General features: G+C 69.0%; 16 protein-coding genes and 2 pseudogenes. 12 read left to right on the top strand and 6 right to left on the bottom strand.

The window, feature by feature from the left end:
• Positions 1-280: 280 nt before the first annotated feature.
• The 5 genes from QM582_RS07775 to rpmH are packed head-to-tail and all read right to left on the bottom strand — an operon-like array spanning position 281 to position 2,768.
• A complete protein-coding gene (locus QM582_RS07775; protein ID WP_415083242.1) occupies positions 281-856 on the bottom strand; it encodes a protein jag in 576 nt (191 codons plus the stop codon).
• A 23-nt stretch (positions 857-879) separates the two neighbouring features.
• A complete protein-coding gene (gene yidC / locus QM582_RS07770; protein WP_415083244.1) occupies positions 880-1,971 on the bottom strand; it encodes a membrane protein insertase YidC in 1,092 nt (363 codons plus the stop codon).
• Between the two features lie 26 nt (positions 1,972-1,997).
• Positions 1,998-2,279, bottom strand: coding sequence for a membrane protein insertion efficiency factor YidD (yidD, locus tag QM582_RS07765; protein WP_415083240.1), 282 nt, complete (start codon positions 2,277-2,279; stop codon positions 1,998-2,000).
• Positions 2,276-2,608 (bottom strand): ribonuclease P protein component, encoded by a 333-nt coding sequence (gene rnpA / locus QM582_RS07760; protein ID WP_415083238.1) that lies wholly within the window; start codon positions 2,606-2,608, stop codon positions 2,276-2,278. The genes yidD and rnpA overlap by 4 nt, the downstream gene beginning before the upstream one ends.
• Positions 2,609-2,630: 22 nt before the next feature.
• On the bottom strand, positions 2,631-2,768 hold the full coding sequence (gene rpmH / locus QM582_RS07755; protein WP_105186735.1) for a 50S ribosomal protein L34: 138 nt from the start codon (positions 2,766-2,768) through the stop codon (positions 2,631-2,633).
• Between the two features lie 392 nt (positions 2,769-3,160).
• Between rpmH and dnaA the strand changes: the two genes are divergently transcribed.
• From dnaA to QM582_RS07715, 8 genes are all read left to right on the top strand, one after another.
• Positions 3,161-4,543 (top strand): chromosomal replication initiator protein DnaA, encoded by a 1,383-nt coding sequence (gene dnaA / locus QM582_RS07750; RefSeq protein WP_415083243.1) that lies wholly within the window; start codon positions 3,161-3,163, stop codon positions 4,541-4,543.
• A gap of 393 nt (positions 4,544-4,936) precedes the next feature.
• Positions 4,937-6,097 (top strand): DNA polymerase III subunit beta, encoded by a 1,161-nt coding sequence (gene dnaN / locus QM582_RS07745; protein WP_415083236.1) that lies wholly within the window; start codon positions 4,937-4,939, stop codon positions 6,095-6,097.
• A gap of 29 nt (positions 6,098-6,126) precedes the next feature.
• Positions 6,127-7,011, top strand: a complete 885-nt coding sequence (gene gnd / locus QM582_RS07740) for a phosphogluconate dehydrogenase (NAD(+)-dependent, decarboxylating) (RefSeq protein WP_415083234.1) — start codon at positions 6,127-6,129, stop codon at positions 7,009-7,011.
• 29 nt (positions 7,012-7,040) lie between these two features.
• Positions 7,041-8,180, top strand: a complete 1,140-nt coding sequence (gene recF / locus QM582_RS07735; RefSeq protein ID WP_415083232.1) for a DNA replication/repair protein RecF — start codon at positions 7,041-7,043, stop codon at positions 8,178-8,180.
• Positions 8,173-8,664: a DUF721 domain-containing protein gene (locus QM582_RS07730; RefSeq protein WP_415083231.1), complete on the top strand. Its 492-nt coding sequence runs from the start codon at positions 8,173-8,175 to the stop codon at positions 8,662-8,664. The genes recF and QM582_RS07730 overlap by 8 nt, the downstream gene beginning before the upstream one ends.
• A gap of 44 nt (positions 8,665-8,708) precedes the next feature.
• On the top strand, positions 8,709-9,992 hold the full coding sequence (locus QM582_RS07725; RefSeq protein WP_415083229.1) for a hypothetical protein: 1,284 nt from the start codon (positions 8,709-8,711) through the stop codon (positions 9,990-9,992).
• Positions 9,989-10,546, top strand: a complete 558-nt coding sequence (locus tag QM582_RS07720) for a hypothetical protein (RefSeq protein ID WP_415083228.1) — start codon at positions 9,989-9,991, stop codon at positions 10,544-10,546. Before QM582_RS07725 ends, QM582_RS07720 begins: the two co-directional genes overlap by 4 nt.
• The gene (locus QM582_RS07715) at positions 10,543-11,088 is read left to right on the top strand and encodes a hypothetical protein (protein ID WP_415083226.1); all 546 of its coding nucleotides are present in this window, start codon (positions 10,543-10,545) and stop codon (positions 11,086-11,088) included. Before QM582_RS07720 ends, QM582_RS07715 begins: the two co-directional genes overlap by 4 nt.
• Here the strand turns inward: QM582_RS07715 and QM582_RS07710 are convergent, their stop codons facing one another.
• On the bottom strand, positions 11,089-11,703 hold the full coding sequence (locus QM582_RS07710; RefSeq protein WP_415083224.1) for a hypothetical protein: 615 nt from the start codon (positions 11,701-11,703) through the stop codon (positions 11,089-11,091).
• Positions 11,704-12,066: 363 nt separating this feature from the next.
• Between QM582_RS07710 and gyrB the strand changes: the two are divergent.
• The 4 genes and pseudogenes from gyrB to QM582_RS07690 form a co-directional block, all read left to right on the top strand.
• Positions 12,067-14,016, top strand: a pseudogene (gene gyrB, locus QM582_RS07705) (DNA topoisomerase (ATP-hydrolyzing) subunit B); the annotation flags it as partial.
• 89 nt (positions 14,017-14,105) lie between these two features.
• Entirely contained in the window at positions 14,106-16,742 is a 2,637-nt protein-coding gene (gene gyrA, locus QM582_RS07700) for a DNA gyrase subunit A (protein ID WP_415083222.1), read from the top strand.
• Between the two features lie 18 nt (positions 16,743-16,760).
• A complete protein-coding gene (locus QM582_RS07695; protein ID WP_415083220.1) occupies positions 16,761-17,303 on the top strand; it encodes a DUF3566 domain-containing protein in 543 nt (180 codons plus the stop codon).
• Between the two features lie 113 nt (positions 17,304-17,416).
• A pseudogene (locus tag QM582_RS07690) lies at positions 17,417-17,760 on the top strand (PrsW family intramembrane metalloprotease); the annotation flags it as partial.

Genomic DNA, 17,760 nt, shown 5'->3' with positions numbered 1-17,760 from the left:
CGGCCAACCTCAACCCGCCATCCCAACAACCTCAACACCGCCACAAGATCCACCCCGAAACACCCAAGCAGGGCTCCCGAACGATCCGAGAACGGGCCGGACGACCCGGGACAGCACCCTGAACAACGCGAGAACCGTCCCCAACCGTTCGAAAACCAACCGTCCAGAACCGTCCCCGACCGTCGAGAACCGTCCCCGGCGGTTCACGGCGACCTTGAGACCCGGGCGGGAATGCGAAACGGCCGGGGGAGTCCATCCCCCGGCCGTTGCTCGGTGTGATTCAGCTCTTGGCCAGCACGACCACGCGGCGGCGTGGCTCCTCACCCTCGGACTCGCTGAACAGGCCGGCGGCGGCCACCACGTCGTGCACGATCTTGCGCTCGAACGGGTTCATCGGGGCGAGCCGGACCGCCTCGCCGGTCTCGACGACCTCGGCGATGGCATCTTTGGCGAGCACTTCCAGCTCCTTGCGGCGCCGCTCGCGATGGCCGGCCACGTCCAGCATCAGCCGGGACCGGTGACCTGTCTCGGTCATCACCGCGAGCCGGGCCAGCTCCTGCAGGGCCTCGAGCACCTCGCCGTCGCGTCCGACCAGGACGTCGGCGTCGGTCACGATCGACACATGAGCGCGTCCACCCTCGTTGAAAGTGTCGATGTCGCCGTCCAGGTCGGCGATGTCGAGCAGTTCCTCCAGGTAGTCCGCGGCGATCTCGCCCTCGTTGACCAGTGCCTGCTCGCGCTTCGACCGGGCCGGCTCCTCGGCCGCCTCCGAGCCGTCCTCGGCAGTGCCTTCCACTGGGTTGTCGACGACGTCGGTGCTTTCGACAGCGTCGATCTCGGTTTCCACGTCACTCATCGTTGGTTCTCCTGTGCGCCTGGTCAGGCCTGGCCGGGGTTGGTCTTGGGCTTGGTGGGCGGTCCCTGCTTGCGGGCGGCCCGGCTGGACCGCTGCGGCTGCTGGCGCTGCACCTGCTGCCGCTGCACGCTCGACTGCGGCGTCGTGCCCGTCGCCTGGTCACCGGACGCCTTGCCGCCGCCCTTGCCCTGCCGGGTCACGGTGCTGGGATCGGTCGCCTGCTGGGTGGCCGCCGGACGCTTCCGCTTGCCGGCCTTCTGCCGGGCCAGCTCCTCGGGGTCCTTGCCCTTGGCCCGCATCCGCTCCTCCCAGTCCACGTAGGCGGGGGTGTTCGGGGCCGGGTTGTTGTGGATCAGGATGTACTGCTGCGCCATCGTCCAGGTGTTGGAGATCAGCCAGTAGAGCAGCACGCCGACCGGGATGTTCACGCCCATGAACAGGTACATGAACGGGAAGACGTAGAGCATGATCTTCTGCTGCTGGGCGAACTGGCCGGTCAGCGCCTCCGGCGGCATGTTCTTGCGCATCAGCTGCAGCTGGGTGATGAACAGCACCACCGTCATGCTGATCACCAGCACGGCGCACAGGATCTGGGTGGCCCCGAAGCCGTCGGTCAGCGGCCAGAAGATGCCGGACAGCTTGGCGCCGAAGATGGTGGCGTTCCGCAGCGACTCGGACTGCTCCACGCTGAGCACGCCGATCGAGTGACCCTGGGACGCGTTCCACAGCACCTGGTAGAGCGCGATGAAGATCGGCATCTGCAGCAGCAGCGGCAGGCAGGAGGCCATCGGGTTGACGCCCTCCTCCTTGTAGAGCTTCATCGTCTCCTGGCCGAGCCGCTCCCGGTCGTGGCCGTACTTGTCCTGCAGCACCTTCAGCTGCGGCTGCAGCAGCTGCATGTTCCGCGACGAGCGGATCTGCCGGACGAACAGCGGGATCAGCAGGCTGCGGATCACCACGGTCAACGAGATGATCGCCAGCGCCCAGGACCAGCCGTCGCTGCCCAGGAAGCTCGCGTAGAGGGCGTGGAAGCTGGACATGATCCAGGACACCGCCAGGTACAGCGGCTGCATCATGGTGTTCAGCGCACCGAGGAAATCACCCCACAGGTCCATCGGCACGATCTGCGGAATCGGTGGGATCACATTGCTCCTCGAGGTTGAGATGGAGAGGTCTGAGCCTGTTCGGCGGCCCAGGCCCGCGCGGCCTCGGTGCCGGGTACCGGGTCGTAGCCGCCCAGCGACCACGGATGGCAGTGCCCGAGCCGGCGCAGCGCCAGCCCGCTGCCGCGCAACGCGCCGTGGACGGTGACCGCTTCGAGCGCGTAGGCCGAGCAGGACGGGTAGTACTTGCAGACCGGTCCGTACAGCGGGCTGATCACGGCGCGGTAGGCCTTCAGCAGCACGATCAGCACGGTCTTCATGACGAAGCCAGTCGCTCGGTGGCGGCCGTCCACGCCGAATCGAGATCGGCGGCCACGCCGCCGGTATGCGGCAGCGCCCGGACGACCACGTCCAGTTCGAACGGGACGTGAGCCAGCCGGGCGGCGACCAGGTGACGCAATTGGCGCTTCACCCGATTGCGGGTGACCGCGTTGCCGACCGCCTTGGACACCACGAAACCGGCCCGCGACGGCGGGTTGTCGGTTCGCAGCATGTGCAGCACGAGGGAGGGACGCCCACAACGGACGCCCCGGCGCATGGTGGTGCGGAACTCCTCGGCGGTTCGAAGCCGCGCGGCCCTGGCCAGCACCCGACGGCTCGTCAGGCGTCGATCAGCCGGCGAGACGGGCGCGGCCCCGGCTGCGGCGGGCCGAAATGATGGCGCGGCCGGCGCGGGTCCGCATCCGGAGGCGGAAGCCATGGGTGCGGCTGCGACGCCGGTTGCTCGGCTGGAAAGTGCGCTTGCTCACGGAAGTGCTCCCCGTTCAGTGTTCGCTGGTTGCTGTCGTGCTGTTGCTTGTCGTGCGGTGTTTGTCGGGCTGGGACCGATGCGCCCACGTCGGGCGCACGCATAGGGGTCGCTGGCGGCGACCTGCCAAGTTTACGTGTGGGCGGCAATCCGGGGCAAACCGGGGCCCCTGCGACGGCGTCGAGCCGACACGCCGACGAGAGTGGAATTTTCCGGGAATCGGTTTGCAGATGACCCGTCACCGGACTAGCGTTTCGCTCCGTTGACCTTGTGGCTCGGCGTCCGTTCCCTCGGGCCGCCCCCTTGTTCACATCCTGTGGATAACTTGTGTGGACAACGCGGTCTATCCAGCACGTTCCAGGGAAGGGAGCAGCCCAGGTGCCCACGACCCAGATGGTCACTCCCGACGACCCGGGAGATCTGGAGGACGCCTGGCTCTTCGTCTGCTCCGAGGCCGACCCGCCGTCCCGCGCCTGGTTGCGGAGCACCCGGGCCACCACCATGCACGACAGCACGTTCATCATCAGCGTGCCCAACGAGTTCACCCGGACGCGCATCGAATCCCGCCTGCGTACCTGGGTCGAAGACCAGTTGACTACGTATTTCGGACGTCCGGTCGGCATCGCGACGGTGATCCTGCCGGGTTCGGGCGAGGCCGAGACAGAGGAGGCCCCGTCGCTTCCGGACGAGCCGGCCGACACCGACCCGGCCGAACGCGTCCAGCACGACGAACGGCTCGGCGGCCGGCTGAACCCGAAGTACACCTTCGAGTCGTTCGTGATCGGCAGCTCCAACCGGTTCGCGCACGCCGCCGCGGTGGCCGTCGCCGAGGCCCCCGGCAAGGCCTACAACCCGCTGATGATCTACGGCGAGTCCGGACTGGGCAAGACCCACCTGCTGCACGCCCTGGGCCACTACGTGCGCAGCTACCACTCCAACCGGCGGGTCAAGTACGTCTCCACCGAAGAGCTGACCAACGACTTCATCAACGCCATCAGCGACAACCGGACGGCCGACTTCCGGCGCACCTACCGCGACGTGGACGTGCTGCTGATCGACGACATCCAGTTCCTGGAGTCCAAGATCCAGACCCAGGAAGAGTTCTTCCACACCTTCAACACCCTGCACACCGCGCAGAAGCAGATCGTGATCACCTCCGACCGTCCGCCGAAATCGCTGGAGGCGCTGGAGCCCCGGCTGCGCAGCCGCTTCGAATGGGGACTGATGACCGACATCCAGCCGCCCGACCTGGAGACCCGGATCGCCATCCTGCGCAAGAAGGCGGCCGCCGAGCGGCTCACCGCCGGCCCGGACGTCCTGGAGTTCATCGCCAGCAAGATCCCGACCAACATCCGCGAGCTCGAGGGCGCGCTGATCCGGGTCACCGCGTTCGCCAGCCTGAATCGCCAGGAGGTCGACCTGCCGCTGGCCGAGGTGGTGTTGCGCGACCTGATCCCGCACGGCGACGACACCCCGATCACGGCGAACCTGATCCAGTCCGAGACCGCCGGCTACTTCTCGATCAGCACCGACGACCTGTGCGGCGCCAGCCGCGTCCAGGGTGTGGTGATCGCCCGGCAGATGGCGATGTACCTGTGCCGGGAGCTGACCGACCTGTCGCTGCCCAAGATCGGCCAGTCGTTCGGCGGCCGCGATCACACCACCGTGATGCACGCCAACAAGAAGATCCGGCACCTGATCACCGAGGACCGCAAGATCTTCAACCAGGTCACCGAGCTGACCAACCGGATCAAGCAGCGCGCCGTCGAGCGCTGACCGCGTCCCGGGCGGGCCCCGGAACGCGCACCGAACCCGGCACCCGGGCCCCGAATCACATCGTTTCTTGTCGTTCGCGACCGTGGACAGCGCCTGTGGATGACTCCCACAGCTGTGGACAACCGCGGACGCCGTTCGGCCCGTCCGCAACTACTACCCATGTGATTTTCGGTTGTGCACAACGATCCAAGGCCAGCGACACGCAGCTGGCTAGGGCCTTCGCTGGTTGTCCACAGAATCCCCAGCAGTGATGACTACGAAGAATTGAACTACGTCGAATGACACTCAAAGTAACCCGGTCCCCATCGTGTGGAGGACCACCGCGGCAGCGCACGCGGATATGATCGTCGTCCGGAGTACTGAGCAAGCCGGAGTATTGAGCAAGGGAGCCTCGTGAAGATCCGCCTCGATCGTGATGTCCTGGCCGAAGCCGTCGCCTGGACGGCCCGCAGTCTGCCCACCAGGCCGAGTGTGCCGATCCTTGCCGGTCTGCTGGTCAAGGCGTCCGGCCGCGAGGTGGTGATGTCGGGTTTCGACTATGAGACCTCTGCCCGGATCACGGTGCCGGCCACGGTGACCGATGACGGCGTGGCCCTGGTGTCCGGACGGCTGCTGGCCGACATCGCCCGCTCGCTGCCGAACAAGCCGGTCGACATCACCGCCGACGCCACCCGGATGGAACTGGTCTGCGGCAGCGCCCGGTTCACCCTGCAGACCTTGCCGGTGGACGACTACCCGGCGTTGCCCACCATGCCGGAGGCCACCGGCACGGTGAACAGCGACGATTTCTCCCGCGCCGTCGGGCAGGTCGTGGTGGCCGCCGGACGCGACGAGCTGCTGCCGGTGTTCACCGGCGTCCGGATGGAGATCGAGGGCGACACCTTGTCGCTGCTGGCCACCGACCGGTACCGGATGGCGCTGAAGGAGATTCCGTGGAATCCCGGCGGTTCGCACAGCGACGCCGCGGCGCTGGTGCCGGCCCGGGTGCTCGGCGAGACCGCCAAGTCGATGACCTCCGGCGAGGTGGTCACCCTCAGCCTGGCCAGCGGCAGCACCGGGGACGGGCTGATCGGTTTCGAGGGCGACGGCGCGGCCGGCGTCCGGGAGATCACCACCCGGTTGCTGGACGGGGAGTTCCCGAAGGTGCGGCACCTGATGAACGTGCAGGCGGCGGTCACCGTGCGGGCCAACACCGCCGAGGTGATCGCCGCGGTCAAGCGGGTGGCGCTGGTGGCCGAGCGGAACACCTCGCTGCGGATGCTGATCGGCGACCAGAGCATCACCCTGGAGGCCGCCACCGGCGACCAGGCGCAGGCCGTCGAGGCATTGGAGGCCGTGGTCGGCGACGAGACCGGCAGCGGCCTGGCGATGACGGCCGCGGGCTTCAACCCGCACTACCTGTCCGACGCGCTGGCCGCGCTGGACGCCCCCTACGTGCACTTCGCGTTCACCGCGCCCGGCAAGCCGTGCCTGATCACGGCGCTGGACGAGCTCGACGGCGAGCCGAAGACGGACTACCGGCACGTGATCATGCTGATGCGGCTGCCGGCCTGACGCCGTCGGCCCGACCCGGAAGGACAGCGATGGAACTCGGACTCGTCGGCCTGGGCAAGATGGGCAACAACATGCGCGAGCGGCTGCGGCGCGCCGGGCACACGGTGATCGGCTACGACCGCAACCCCGAGGTCAGCGACACCGGGTCGCTGGCCGACCTGGTGCAGCGGCTGGCGGCTCCCCGGCTGGTCTGGGTGATGCTGCCGATCCAGGTGGTCGACCAGGTGATCGGCGAACTGGCCGAGCTGCTGAGCGAGGGCGATCTGGTCATCGACGGCGGCAACACCAAATGGACGGCCGACGCCCGGCATGCGGAACAGCTCTCCGGCAAGGGGATTCACTTCCTCGACTGCGGTGTCTCCGGCGGCGTGTGGGGGCTGCAGAACGGCTACGCGCTGATGGTCGGCGGGGCCGAGGCGGACGTCGCCCGGGCCCAGCCGGTCTTCGACGCGCTGAAGCCGTCCGGCGATTTCGGCTTCGTGCACGCCGGCGAGGTGGGTGCCGGGCATTTCGCGAAGATGGTGCACAACGGCATCGAGTACGGGCTGATGCAGGCCTACGCCGAGGGCTGGGAGCTGCTTGAGGCGGCCGGCTCGGTGACCAACGTCCCGGCCGTGTTCAACTCCTGGCGCGAGGGGACGGTGATCCGGTCCTGGCTGCTCGACCTGATGGTCCGGGCGCTGGACGACGATCCGCACCTGGAACGGATCGAGGGCTACGCCGCGGACTCCGGCGAGGGCCGCTGGACGGTGAACGCTGCGGTCGACCTGGGCGTCCCGGTGCCGACCATGGCGGCCGCGCTGTTCGCCCGGTTCACCTCGCAGCAGGACGATTCCCCCTCGATGAAGATGGTCGCCGCGATGCGCAACCAGTTCGGCGGGCATCCGGTCAAGGCCGAGGACGGCAAACACTAGGCCGCCGACCGCTGCCGTAAGGTGACGGCGTGTTCGTCACCCATCTCTCGCTCGCGGACTTCCGGTCCTACCCGAGCGTCGAGCTGAGCCTGACGCCGGGGGTGACCACGTTCACCGGCGCCAACGGGCAGGGCAAGACGAACCTGATCGAGGCGGTCGACTATCTGGCCTCCCTGGGCTCGCACCGGGTCTCCTCCGAGGTGCCGCTGATCCGGCACGGTGCCGAGCGGGCGATCGTCCGGGCCCGGGTGCAGGCCGGCCTGGACGACACCCGGCAGCTGGTGCTGGAGATCGAGCTGATCCCGGGACGGCAGAACCGGGCCAGCCTGAACCGGGGGCCGTTGCGGCGTCCGCGCGATCTGCTCGGCGCGCTGCGCACCGTGGTGTTCTCCCCGGAGGACCTGGCCCTGGTCAAGGGCGATCCGAGCGAGCGGCGGCGGTTCATCGACGAGCTGATCACCACTCGCTGGCCGCGGCTGGCCGGCGTCCGGGCCGACTACGACCGGGTGCTGAAACAACGTTCCACCCTGCTCAAATCGCTGTCCGGCCGCTCCCGGGCGATCCCGGACGGCGCCGCCGCGACCCTGGAGGTGTGGGACGAGTCGCTGGCCGGTTTCGGCGCCGAACTGGTGCACGCCCGGGTGCGCACCCTGACCGACCTGACCCCGCACGTCGCGCGGGCCTACGCGGCGATCGCGCCGGCGAACAACGAGGCCCGGCTCGACTATCGCAGCAGCATCGCGCCCACCCCCGAGAACTCGGTGGAGGAACTGCAGGCCCGGCTGATCCTGGCCATGGGTGAGCGCCGTTCCGACGAGATCGCCCGCGGCGTCTGCCTGGTCGGCCCGCACCGCGACGACATCGTGCTCGGCCTGGGCGAGCTGCCGGCCAAGGGCTACGCGTCGCACGGCGAGTCCTGGTCGTTCGCGCTGGCGCTCAAGCTGGCGTCCTTCGACCTGCTCCGGGCCGATGCGGTGCAGCCGGTGCTGATCCTGGACGACGTCTTCGCCGAACTCGACCAGCTGCGCCGGGAACGGCTGGCCGGGATGATCGCGGACGCCGAACAGGTGCTGATCACCGCCGCGGTGGCCGAGGACGTCCCGTCCGCGCTGGGTGGACGCCGGTTCACCGTCGGCGGCGGCGAGGTGAGCGAGGCCGGCGATGGCTGAGCACGACCCGTCCGGGATCGAACTGGCCCGGCTGATCGCCCGCAACGCCCAGGGCCTGCCGGCGACGCCGCCGTCCCGCAAGAAGCCCGCCCAGGCCAAACCGTCCCGGCAGCCGAAGCGCAACGCCGGCGATCCGCAGCCGCTCGGCGAGGCGATGGACGAGTTGATCGCCAGCCGCGGCTGGTCCACCCAGGTCAGCCTGCATCACCTGCTGGGCCGCTGGGCGGATCTGGTCGGGCCGGTCAACGCCGAGCACTCCACCCCGGAGGGCTTCGACAACACCGTGCTCACGGTGCGCACCGATTCCACCGCCTGGGCCACCAACCTGCGGATGCTGGCACCCACCGTGGTGGCCCGGCTGAACGATCAGCTCGGCGACGGCACGGTGACCCGGATCGTGGTGAAGGGCCCGGACGCCCCGAGCTGGAAGCACGGCCGGCGCAGCGTCCGGGACGGCCGCGGCCCGCGGGACACCTACGGCTGAGTGGTACGCCGGGGCCAACCCGCCGGCCGGTTAGGATCACCGCGATGGAGGCCGTCCGCTCCCTGCTGGGTTCGTTGAATCACCTGGTCACCGCCACCGCGACCGTGTGGTGGCGGACGCTGCCGCGGCTGCTCACCGTCGTGGTGCTGGGCTGGTTCGGCTACCGGGTGTTCGCCCAGCTGGCCGCGATGGTGGTCGACGTCAGCGCCTGGCTGTCCCTGGTGATGCTGTCGCTGGGTTTCGTGGTGAAGTTGTCGGCGATCATCCTCGGGTTGCGGATCGCCGGCGAGGAGTTGCGGATCCGGCAGTCGGTGCCGTTGCCGGACGACGATCCGCGGGACTCCTCGATCGCGCACCTGCTGTCCATCACCCTGCTGCCGTTCCTGGGCATCTATGCGGTCTTCGACGTGGTGACCGAGGCGGCCAACGACATCCAGGTGGACTACTACGTGTTCGGCGGGCTGACCTTCGAACGCCCGGTGCTGGCCCAGCTCAACCCGCAGGGCAGCGGCAACAGCGTCTGGCTGATCGCGGCGCTGATCGTCGGGCTGTACGTCGTCCGGCGATTGATCGAGTGGTGGTTCGAACGGACCGGGTTTCGTCCGCTCGGGCTGCTGGCCGCGCTGGTCGAGGGCTTCTTCATGTTGATGGTGGTGCTGAGCGGACGCCAACTGCTGGTCAGCGTCCGGCACTGGGTGGACGAGCGGACCTTCCGGGTCTGGCTGGACTACCCGGGATGGGGGCTGCAGCAGCTGTCCGCCGGCCTGGGCGTCGACCTCTCCGCCCTGCTGGACGCGGTGGGCTCGTGGTGGTGGGACACCGCCTGGCCCGGCATCAGCGCCATGGTGGTGGAGCCGATGCTGTGGCTGGCGCTGGCGGCGCTGGTCTTCGGCAGCCAGGTGATCTCGGCGGCCGACCTGTGGCGCCGCGGCCAGCCGGTGGCGGTCCGGGCCCGCCGCACCGAGGTGCAGGTGGGCGACCGGGAACGCCGGCTGGCCCTGGAGGTGCAGCAGGCGTTCTTCGGCGACCTGAACGACAAATACCTGCCCACCTGGCAGTCGCTGCGGCTGGTCACCGCGGTGGGGGCCAGCTTCTTCGCCGCCTTCGTGCTCTGCTACGGCGTCCTGGTCACCGGCGAGGAGTGGCTGCGGCGCTGGCTGTTCTGGGTGCTCGGCGGGCATCCGGCCACCTTCTGGTCGGTGGCCGGGCCGCCGATCGACCTGCTGGTCACCGCGGTCGGGGAACCGTTGCGCTGGGTGCTGCTGGCTGCCGCCTTCCACGCCTGCCTGGTGCTGTTCGCGGACCGGGCCGAAGGGCCACACCGATGAGCCGGCGCTGGACGCACGGCCTGGTCGCGGTGCTGGCCTGCCTGGCGATGGTGCTGCTGCACGGCTTCACCGGCGAGTTCCCGCACGAACAGGTCACTCGGACCGATCTGGGCAAGCCGGGACGGCTCCATGACTCCACCGTCACGGTGAACTCCTCGACCATCGGCCAGCTGCTCTACGAGGACTCCGTGTTCGTCGGCCGCAGCCCGGTGGTGTTCCTGGCGGTGAACGTCACCATCGCCACCGACGGGCGGCAGAAGAGCTCCAGCTGGCAGGTGAGCGGCGCGGCGAACCAGCGCAGCTTCGCCGCCCGGCAGCCGCTGTGGCTGCCCGAGCCCGGCTTCCGGATCACCCAGGACGTGGTCTTCGAGCTCAGTCCGGACGACCTGGCCGGGTTCACCGTCCGCTTCCTCGACCGGGCCCCGATCTACGCCTACGACCCGGCGATCGAGGTGGACCTGGGCATCTCCGCAGCGGACGCCGCGGCGCTGCTGGAGCAGAACCGGTACGCCACCGTCCGGGCAAGCCGGGGCCGTGCCGAGGTGAACCGATGATCCGCGGGCCGCTCGCCGAGCGGTCCCGGCAGTGGCTGGTGGCGGCGATCGCCGTGCTGGCGGTACTGGCCGGCGTGGTGGCCTGGACGTCCTACCTGAACGCCCGCGGCGCCGCGCACTGGCGGCAGACCGAACCCGGGGCGATGGCCGACCCGCTGCCCGAGGGCGGGATGCCGATGCGGCTGGCCTCGCTCACCGTGACGCCGATGCTGACCACCGACCGCGGCGATCAGCCGGCACCGGCCGGCGCGCTGTGGGTGATCGCGGTGATCGACTACCAGCCGCCGCCGCAGGGCAGTCACTGCGGCCTGGTGCTGCTGGCCGCCGACGGACGCCGCTGGAACCCGGTCGGCAGCCTGGACTACTCCGGCAGCCGCGCCCTGCCGCAGGGCTGCGGCGGCACACCGGGCGAGGGCGTGCCGCGCGGCGAGCAGATCTACCTGATCCCGGCGGACGCCGCGGGAACCCTGGCCGGGCTGGGCCACCCGGTGCTCGGCCATCGCGGCACCACCGCCTACCCGGTGCTCACTCCGGCGTCCTGATCAACGCGCGGCGCGCTCGGTGACCACCGGGAGCTCGAAGCGGTAGCCGGTGCGGCCCGCCGACCAGACCATCTCGCCCTCACCGGTGGGGCTGGCGTCGATCCATTCGAGCACCGAGGCGCCGACCGAGATGGTGTCGGTGTCCGGGAACGCGTCCGGGGTGAACACCAGCGTGCAGGGCACCATCGGCGTCCCGGGATTGAGCACGGTCGAGTTGCCCAGCGTCTCGCCGGGGCCGAAGAACAGCGAACCGTCGCCGGTCACCGCCCGATCGACCGGATGCTGCATGGAGAACGCGTTGCGGACCAGCCGGTCGCGGCTGGAGACCAGCGGCTCGTCGCCGTTGTTGCGGCACCGTCCGAAGACGTACACCGACCAGCTGTTCGTCAGGTTCTCCCGGGCCAACGCGCTGGTCATCGAGACCGAGATCGGGCCCAGGTCGACCTCGGTGTCCGCCGGCAGGCGGGCCAGCCGTCCGGTGGCCGGCTGGAAACCGCCGGCCAGCCAGCTGCCGCCCAGCAGCAGCACGATCGCGGCCAGCACGATCCACAGCGCGGGCACCGAACGGCGCACCGGGTCGCCACCGTCGACGACCGGCTCGGGCTGCGGGATCACCGCAGCAGTCTAGGCCGCGCCGGTTCGGTGGCCTTCCGCTGCTCTGAACCGCGCAGGGTGCCCGGGAGTATGGGGGGCTATGGACGGGGGGAAAGCGGCTCAGAGGGCCGTTCTGGGGCCTCCTGACCAGCCATCGATTCGAAAACACGCTCCAGGATTGGGGTCCGAGGTCCGGCACGGTAGAATGGACGGGTTGCGACGCCGCCACCACCCCGCCCACGTCCGGAAGTTCACCACGGTTTCCCCGGCAGCGGGTTGTGTGCGGTGTCGGCGTGAGTGAGCCCGAACAGCGAGGGGTACCAAGTGAGCGAACCGACGACCGGTGGGCGACCGGTCGGCGCGGCGGCGCATGCCGTCGAGGCCGGCAATTACGACGCCAGCGCGATCACCGTCCTGGAAGGACTGGAGGCGGTCCGCAAGCGGCCCGGCATGTACATCGGTTCCACCGGTGAGCGCGGCCTGCACCACCTGGTGCAGGAGATCGTCGACAACTCCGTCGACGAGGCGCTGGCCGGCTACTGCGACACCATCATCGTCCGGCTGCTCGACGACGGCGGCGTCCAGGTGATCGACAACGGCCGCGGCTTCCCGGTGGATCTGCACCCCAAGGAGAAGATCCCAGCGGTCACGGTGGCGCTCACCGTGCTGCACGCCGGCGGCAAATTCGGGGCCGGCGGCTACAAGGTGTCCGGCGGCCTGCACGGCGTGGGCGCCTCGGTGGTGAACGCGCTGTCCAGCTCGCTGACCGTCGACGTCCGCCGGGACGGCTACCACTGGCAGCAGAGCTTCACCCTGGGTGACCCGGACGGTCCGCTGGAGCGGCTGGAGCCGTCCGACGAGACCGGCACCACGGTCACCTTCTACGCCAGCTCGGAGATCTTCGAGACCACCACCTACAGCTACGAGACGCTGGCCACCCGGTTCCGTGAGATGGCCTTCCTGAACAAGGGGCTGTCGATCACGCTGATCGACGAGCGCTCCGATCGCCGCACCGAAGAGGACGAGGAGCCGCACCGCGACGTCTTCCGCTACGACGACGGCCTGATCGACTTCGTCAAATTCCTCACCGGGACGAAGGAGACCATCCACCCGTCGGTGATCGCGATCGACGCCAACAACGACGATCAGCAGCTCAGCCTGGAAGTGGCGATGCAGTGGAACTCGTCGTTCAACGAGAGCGTCCACACCTTCGCCAACACCATCAACACCCACGAGGGCGGCACCCACGAAGAGGGTTTCCGGGCCGCGCTGACCAACACGGTCAACAAATGGGGTGAGCAGTGGGGTCTGATCAAGAAGCGCGAGGACCGGGTCTCCGGCGACGACATCCGCGAGGGCCTCACCGCGATCATCAGCATCAAGCTCGGTGAGCCGCAGTTCGAGGGGCAGACCAAAACCAAGCTCGGCAACACCGAGGCCCGCTCGTTCGTCCAGCGGGTCACCAACGACCTGCTCGGCGACTGGTTCGAGAAGAACCCGGCCGAGGGACGCGACATCGTCCGCAAGGCGCAGGCGGCGGCGTCCGCCCGGATCGCGGCGCGCAAGGCCCGCGACATCGCCCGGAGCCGCAAGGGCCTGCTCAAGACCGGCCAGTACGGCAAGCTGTCCGACTGCCAGTCCACCGAGCCGTCCGAGTGCGAGGTGTTCATCGTCGAGGGCGACTCCGCCGGCGGCTCCGCCAAGGGTGGACGCGACCCGCGGATCCAGGCGATCCTGCCGATCCGCGGCAAGATCCTGAACGTCGAGAAGGCCCGGCTGGACAAGATCCTGCAGAACAAGGAGGTCGAGGCGATCATCAACGTCCTCGGCACCGGCGTCCAGGACGACTTCGACGTCAACAAGCTGCGCTACCACAAGATCGTGCTGATGGCCGACGCCGACGTCGACGGCGCGCACATCCGCACCCTGCTGCTCACCTTGCTGTTCCGGTTCATGAAGCCGCTGATCGACCACGGCTACGTGTACCTGGCGCAGCCGCCGCTGTACCGGCTGCGCTGGACCAACGCGCCGCACGAGCTGGCCTACAGCGACGCCGAGCGCGACTCGCTGCGCGATGCCGGGTTCGCGGCGGGCAAGAAGCTGCCGGCGCCGAACAACAACCCGATCCAGCGCTACAAGGGCCTGGGCGAGATGAACGCCGACGACCTGTGGGACACCACCATGGATCCGGGCAAGCGTTCGCTGCTGCAGGTCACCCTCGAGGACGCCGCCACCGCGGACAACATGTTCTCGATCCTGATGGGCGAAGAGGTCGAACCCCGCCGGCACTTCATCCAGCGCAACGCCAAAGACGTGCGCTTCCTCGACATCTGATCCCTCGTTGGTCGAGCTTGTCGAGACCTGCTGCACGTGGTTTCGACAAGCTCAACCGGCGGTAGACACCAACGAATGGAGACTGACCGATGACTGACGGTCCCATCGACAACGATCCCACCGGCGACGTCCCGGACGAGCCGGTCGAGGGCAACGACGACGCCGGCACCGAGCCGACCCAGGCCCGCACCGACGAGATCGACCTGAACGTCGAGATCCAGCGCTCCTACCTCGACTACGCGATGAGCGTGATCGTCGGACGCGCACTGCCCGACGTCCGCGACGGCCTCAAACCGGTGCACCGCCGGGTGCTCTACGCCATGTACGACGGCGGCTACCGGCCCGACCGGGGCTGGAACAAGTGCTCCCGGGTGGTCGGCGAGGTGATGGGCCTGTACCACCCGCACGGGGACAGCGCGATCTACGACACCCTGGTCCGGCTGGCCCAGCCCTGGGTGATGCGGGCGCCGCTGGTCGCCGGCCAGGGCAACTTCGGTTCGCCCGGCAACGACCCGGCCGCCGCGATGCGGTACACCGAGTGCAAGATGGCGCCGCTGGCCATGGAGATGGTCCGCGACATCACCGAGGACACCGTCGACTTCAAGCCCAACTACGACAACCGCGACACCGAACCGGTGGTGCTGCCGGCCCGGTTCCCGAACCTGCTGGTCAACGGCTCCTCCGGCATCGCGGTCGGCATGGCCACCAACATCCCGCCGCACAACCTGCGCGAGGTGGCCGACGCCGTGCACTGGTCGCTGGAGCATCCCGACGCCACCAAGGAGGAGCTGCTCGAGGCCGCGATCGAACGGATCAAGGGCCCCGACTTCCCGCTCGGCGCGCTGATCGTCGGCCGCAAGGGCATCGAGGACGCCTACCGCACCGGCCGTGGCTCGGTGGTGATGCGGGCAGTCATCGACATCGAAGAGGACAAGTCCGGGCGGACCCTGCTGGTGATCACCGAGCTGCCCTACATGTGCAACCCGGACAACCTGGCCACCAAGATCGCCGAACTGGTCAACTCCGGCAGGCTGACCGGCATCGCCGACATCCGCGACGACTCCTCGGCCCGCACCGGCCAGCGGCTGGTGATCGTGCTGAAGCGGGACGCCCAGCCGCGGGTGGTGATGAACAACCTGTACAAGCACACCCAGCTGCAGGACACCTTCGGCTGCAACATGCTGGCCCTGGTCGACGACGTCCCCCGGACGCTGCGGCTGGACCAGTTCCTGTCGCACTGGATCAAGCATCAGCTGCAGGTGATCCGGCGCCGCACCGCCTTCCGGCTGGCCGAGGCCGAGAAGATGGCGCACATCTACCGCGGCCTGGTGAAGGCGCTGGACGCCCTCGACGAGGTGATCGCGCTGATCCGGGCCAGCTCGGACGCCGACACCGCACGCACCGGGCTGATGCAGCTGCTGGACATCGACGAGGCTCAGGCCAACGCCATCCTGGAGATGCAGCTGCGCCGGCTGGCCGCCTTGGAGCGGCAGAAGATCGTCGACCGGTTGGCCGAACTGGAGCGGCAGATCGCCGACCTGCAGGACATTCTCGACAAGCCGGAACGGCAGCGGAAGATCATCGGCGAGGAGCTCGCCGAGATCGTCGAGAAGTACGGCACCGACCGGCGCACCCGGATCATCTCCGCCGACGGTGATCTGTCCAACGAGGACCTGATCCCCGACGAGGACATGGTGGTCACGATCACCCACGGCGGCTACGCCAAGCGCACCCGGACCGACCAGTACCGCGCCCAGAAGCGGGGCGGCAAGGGGGTTCGCGGCGCGAGCCTGCGCGCCGACGACGAGGTGGAGCATCTGTTCGCCACCACCAACCACCACTGGATCCTGTTCTTCACCAACCTGGGCCGGGTCTACCGGGCCAAGGTCTGGCAGCTGCCGGAGGCCGGCCGGGACGCCAAGGGCGGCCACGTGGCCGGGCTGCTGTCCTTCCTGCCCGAGGAGCGGATCGCCCAGGTGCTGACCCTGCGCAGCTACACCGACGCGCCGTACCTGCTGCTGGCCACCCGCCGCGGGCTGGTCAAGAAGACCGCGCTGCTGGCCTACGACTCGCCGCGCCAGGCCGGGGTGATCGCGGTCAACTTCCGCGATGACGACGACGAGCTGATCGGTGCCGAGCTGTGCTCCTGGGCCGACGACGTGCTGCTGATCTCCCGCAAGGGGCAGGCGATCCGGTTCGCGGCCAGCGACGAGCAGCTGCGTCCGATGGGCCGGGCCACCTCCGGGGTGACCGGGATGAAGTTCCGCGACGGCGACGCGCTGCTGTCGATGGCGGTGATCGACGCCGACATGCCCGAGGACGACCGGTTCGTGTTCACCGTCACCGACGGTGGTTTTGCGAAGCGGACGGCGGTGTCGGAATACCGCCAGCAGGGCCGCGGCGGCCTGGGCATCAAGGCGATGAAGCTCAACGACGACCGGGGTTCGCTGGTCGGCGGGCTGGTCGTCCAGGAGAACGACGAGATCATGGCGATCAAGACCTCCGGGCAGATCATTCGCTCCTCGGTGAGCCAGGTGCCGCCGAAGGGGCGTGACACCATGGGCGTGAAATTCGTCCACGTGGCCGGCGACGATTCGGTCTCGGTGATCGCGCTCTACCCGGAAAGCGCCGATGGGGAAGAATCGACCCAGCTGGCTGCGTCGGATACCGTTGGGCCGGATGCCGTTGATTCGGACGGCGGCGATCCACAGAACCCCGCCGACTGACGAGGGTCGAGGAGGACTATGAGCGACCAGCAGGGCAAAGCCAGCGCGTCCGTTGCCGGAAACGTGTGGGCTCCTGGCGATGCCACCGCCCGGGTGCAGTCGGCGTCCGACGCCGAGCGGACGGCTGCCGCACCGGCCCAGGCCACCCGGCCGGCAGTGGTCAGCGCCGGGCCGCGGTCGGTCTCCCGCCGCACCCGCAAGGCGCGACTGCGGCTGTCCCGGATTGACCCCTGGTCGGTGATGAAGACCTCGTTCCTGTTCTCCATCGCGTTCGGCATCATGTTCTGGTTCGCCACCTACGTGGTGTGGTCGGTGATCGGGGCGTCCGGTCTGTTCGACGCGCTGAACGTGATGCTGCAGACGCTGCTGCAGAATCCGAATGACCAGACCCAGGTGCGGGTCGAGGACTTCGTCAACACCAACAAGGTGCTCGGCGTGGCCGCACTGATCGCGGTGATCAACGTGGTGTTGCTGACCGCGATCGGCACCCTGACCGCATTCCTGTACAACCTGTCCGCCAACATCCTCGGCGGGCTGGAACTCACCCTCGCCGAAGACTGAGGCGTTCCGGCTTTGCCGGACGTCGTTCGGCTCGGGACGTGGAGCCGTCCTCGCGGTGAACCTTTTTCCGCTTACGATGGCGTGATCCCCGATCCTGGACAGAAGGCTTTGGCATGAGTGACACCAACCGCCCCAACGACCCCGGGCAACCCGATCAACCGCCGCAGGTTCCCTCGGCCGGGAGCCCGTACGGCCCGCCGCCCGGCTACTCCGTGCCCGGACAGCCCGGCTACGGGCAGCCGCCGCAGGGCGGCTACGACCCGTCCGCCGCGCAGGGCTTCGGTCAGCCGCCGGCGGGACAGCCCGGCTATCAGGCCCCGGGCGCGCCCGGCGGTTACCAGAACCCGGGCGGCTACCAGGCTCCGGGGGCTCCGATGGGGGCGCAATTCGGTGGCGGCGCCCCGGGTGCGCCCGGCGGTCCCGGTGCACCCGGTGCGCCCGGTGCGCCCGGCGGATG

It is taken from the genome of Micropruina sp. (assembly GCF_047607385.1).
Lineage (GTDB): Bacteria > Actinomycetota > Actinomycetes > Propionibacteriales > Propionibacteriaceae > Micropruina.
The sequence above is the reverse complement of the archived record's forward strand: the minus strand, read 5'-3'. Positions and strand labels throughout refer to the sequence as shown.

Coding starts and splice junctions, on each gene's coding strand:
- QM582_RS07775 (WP_415083242.1), bottom strand. CDS start 856: ATGAGTGACGTGGAAACCGAGATCGACGCTGTCGAAAGCACCGACGTC.
- QM582_RS07730 (WP_415083231.1), top strand. CDS start 8,173: ATGGCTGAGCACGACCCGTCCGGGATCGAACTGGCCCGGCTGATCGCC.
- QM582_RS07715 (WP_415083226.1), top strand. CDS start 10,543: ATGATCCGCGGGCCGCTCGCCGAGCGGTCCCGGCAGTGGCTGGTGGCG.
- gyrA (WP_415083222.1), top strand. CDS start 14,106: ATGACTGACGGTCCCATCGACAACGATCCCACCGGCGACGTCCCGGAC.
- yidC (WP_415083244.1), bottom strand. CDS start 1,971: ATGGACCTGTGGGGTGATTTCCTCGGTGCGCTGAACACCATGATGCAG.
- dnaA (WP_415083243.1), top strand. CDS start 3,161: ATGGTCACTCCCGACGACCCGGGAGATCTGGAGGACGCCTGGCTCTTC.
- yidD (WP_415083240.1), bottom strand. CDS start 2,279: ATGAAGACCGTGCTGATCGTGCTGCTGAAGGCCTACCGCGCCGTGATC.
- QM582_RS07695 (WP_415083220.1), top strand. CDS start 16,761: ATGAGCGACCAGCAGGGCAAAGCCAGCGCGTCCGTTGCCGGAAACGTG.
- gnd (WP_415083234.1), top strand. CDS start 6,127: ATGGAACTCGGACTCGTCGGCCTGGGCAAGATGGGCAACAACATGCGC.
- QM582_RS07720 (WP_415083228.1), top strand. CDS start 9,989: ATGAGCCGGCGCTGGACGCACGGCCTGGTCGCGGTGCTGGCCTGCCTG.
- QM582_RS07725 (WP_415083229.1), top strand. CDS start 8,709: ATGGAGGCCGTCCGCTCCCTGCTGGGTTCGTTGAATCACCTGGTCACC.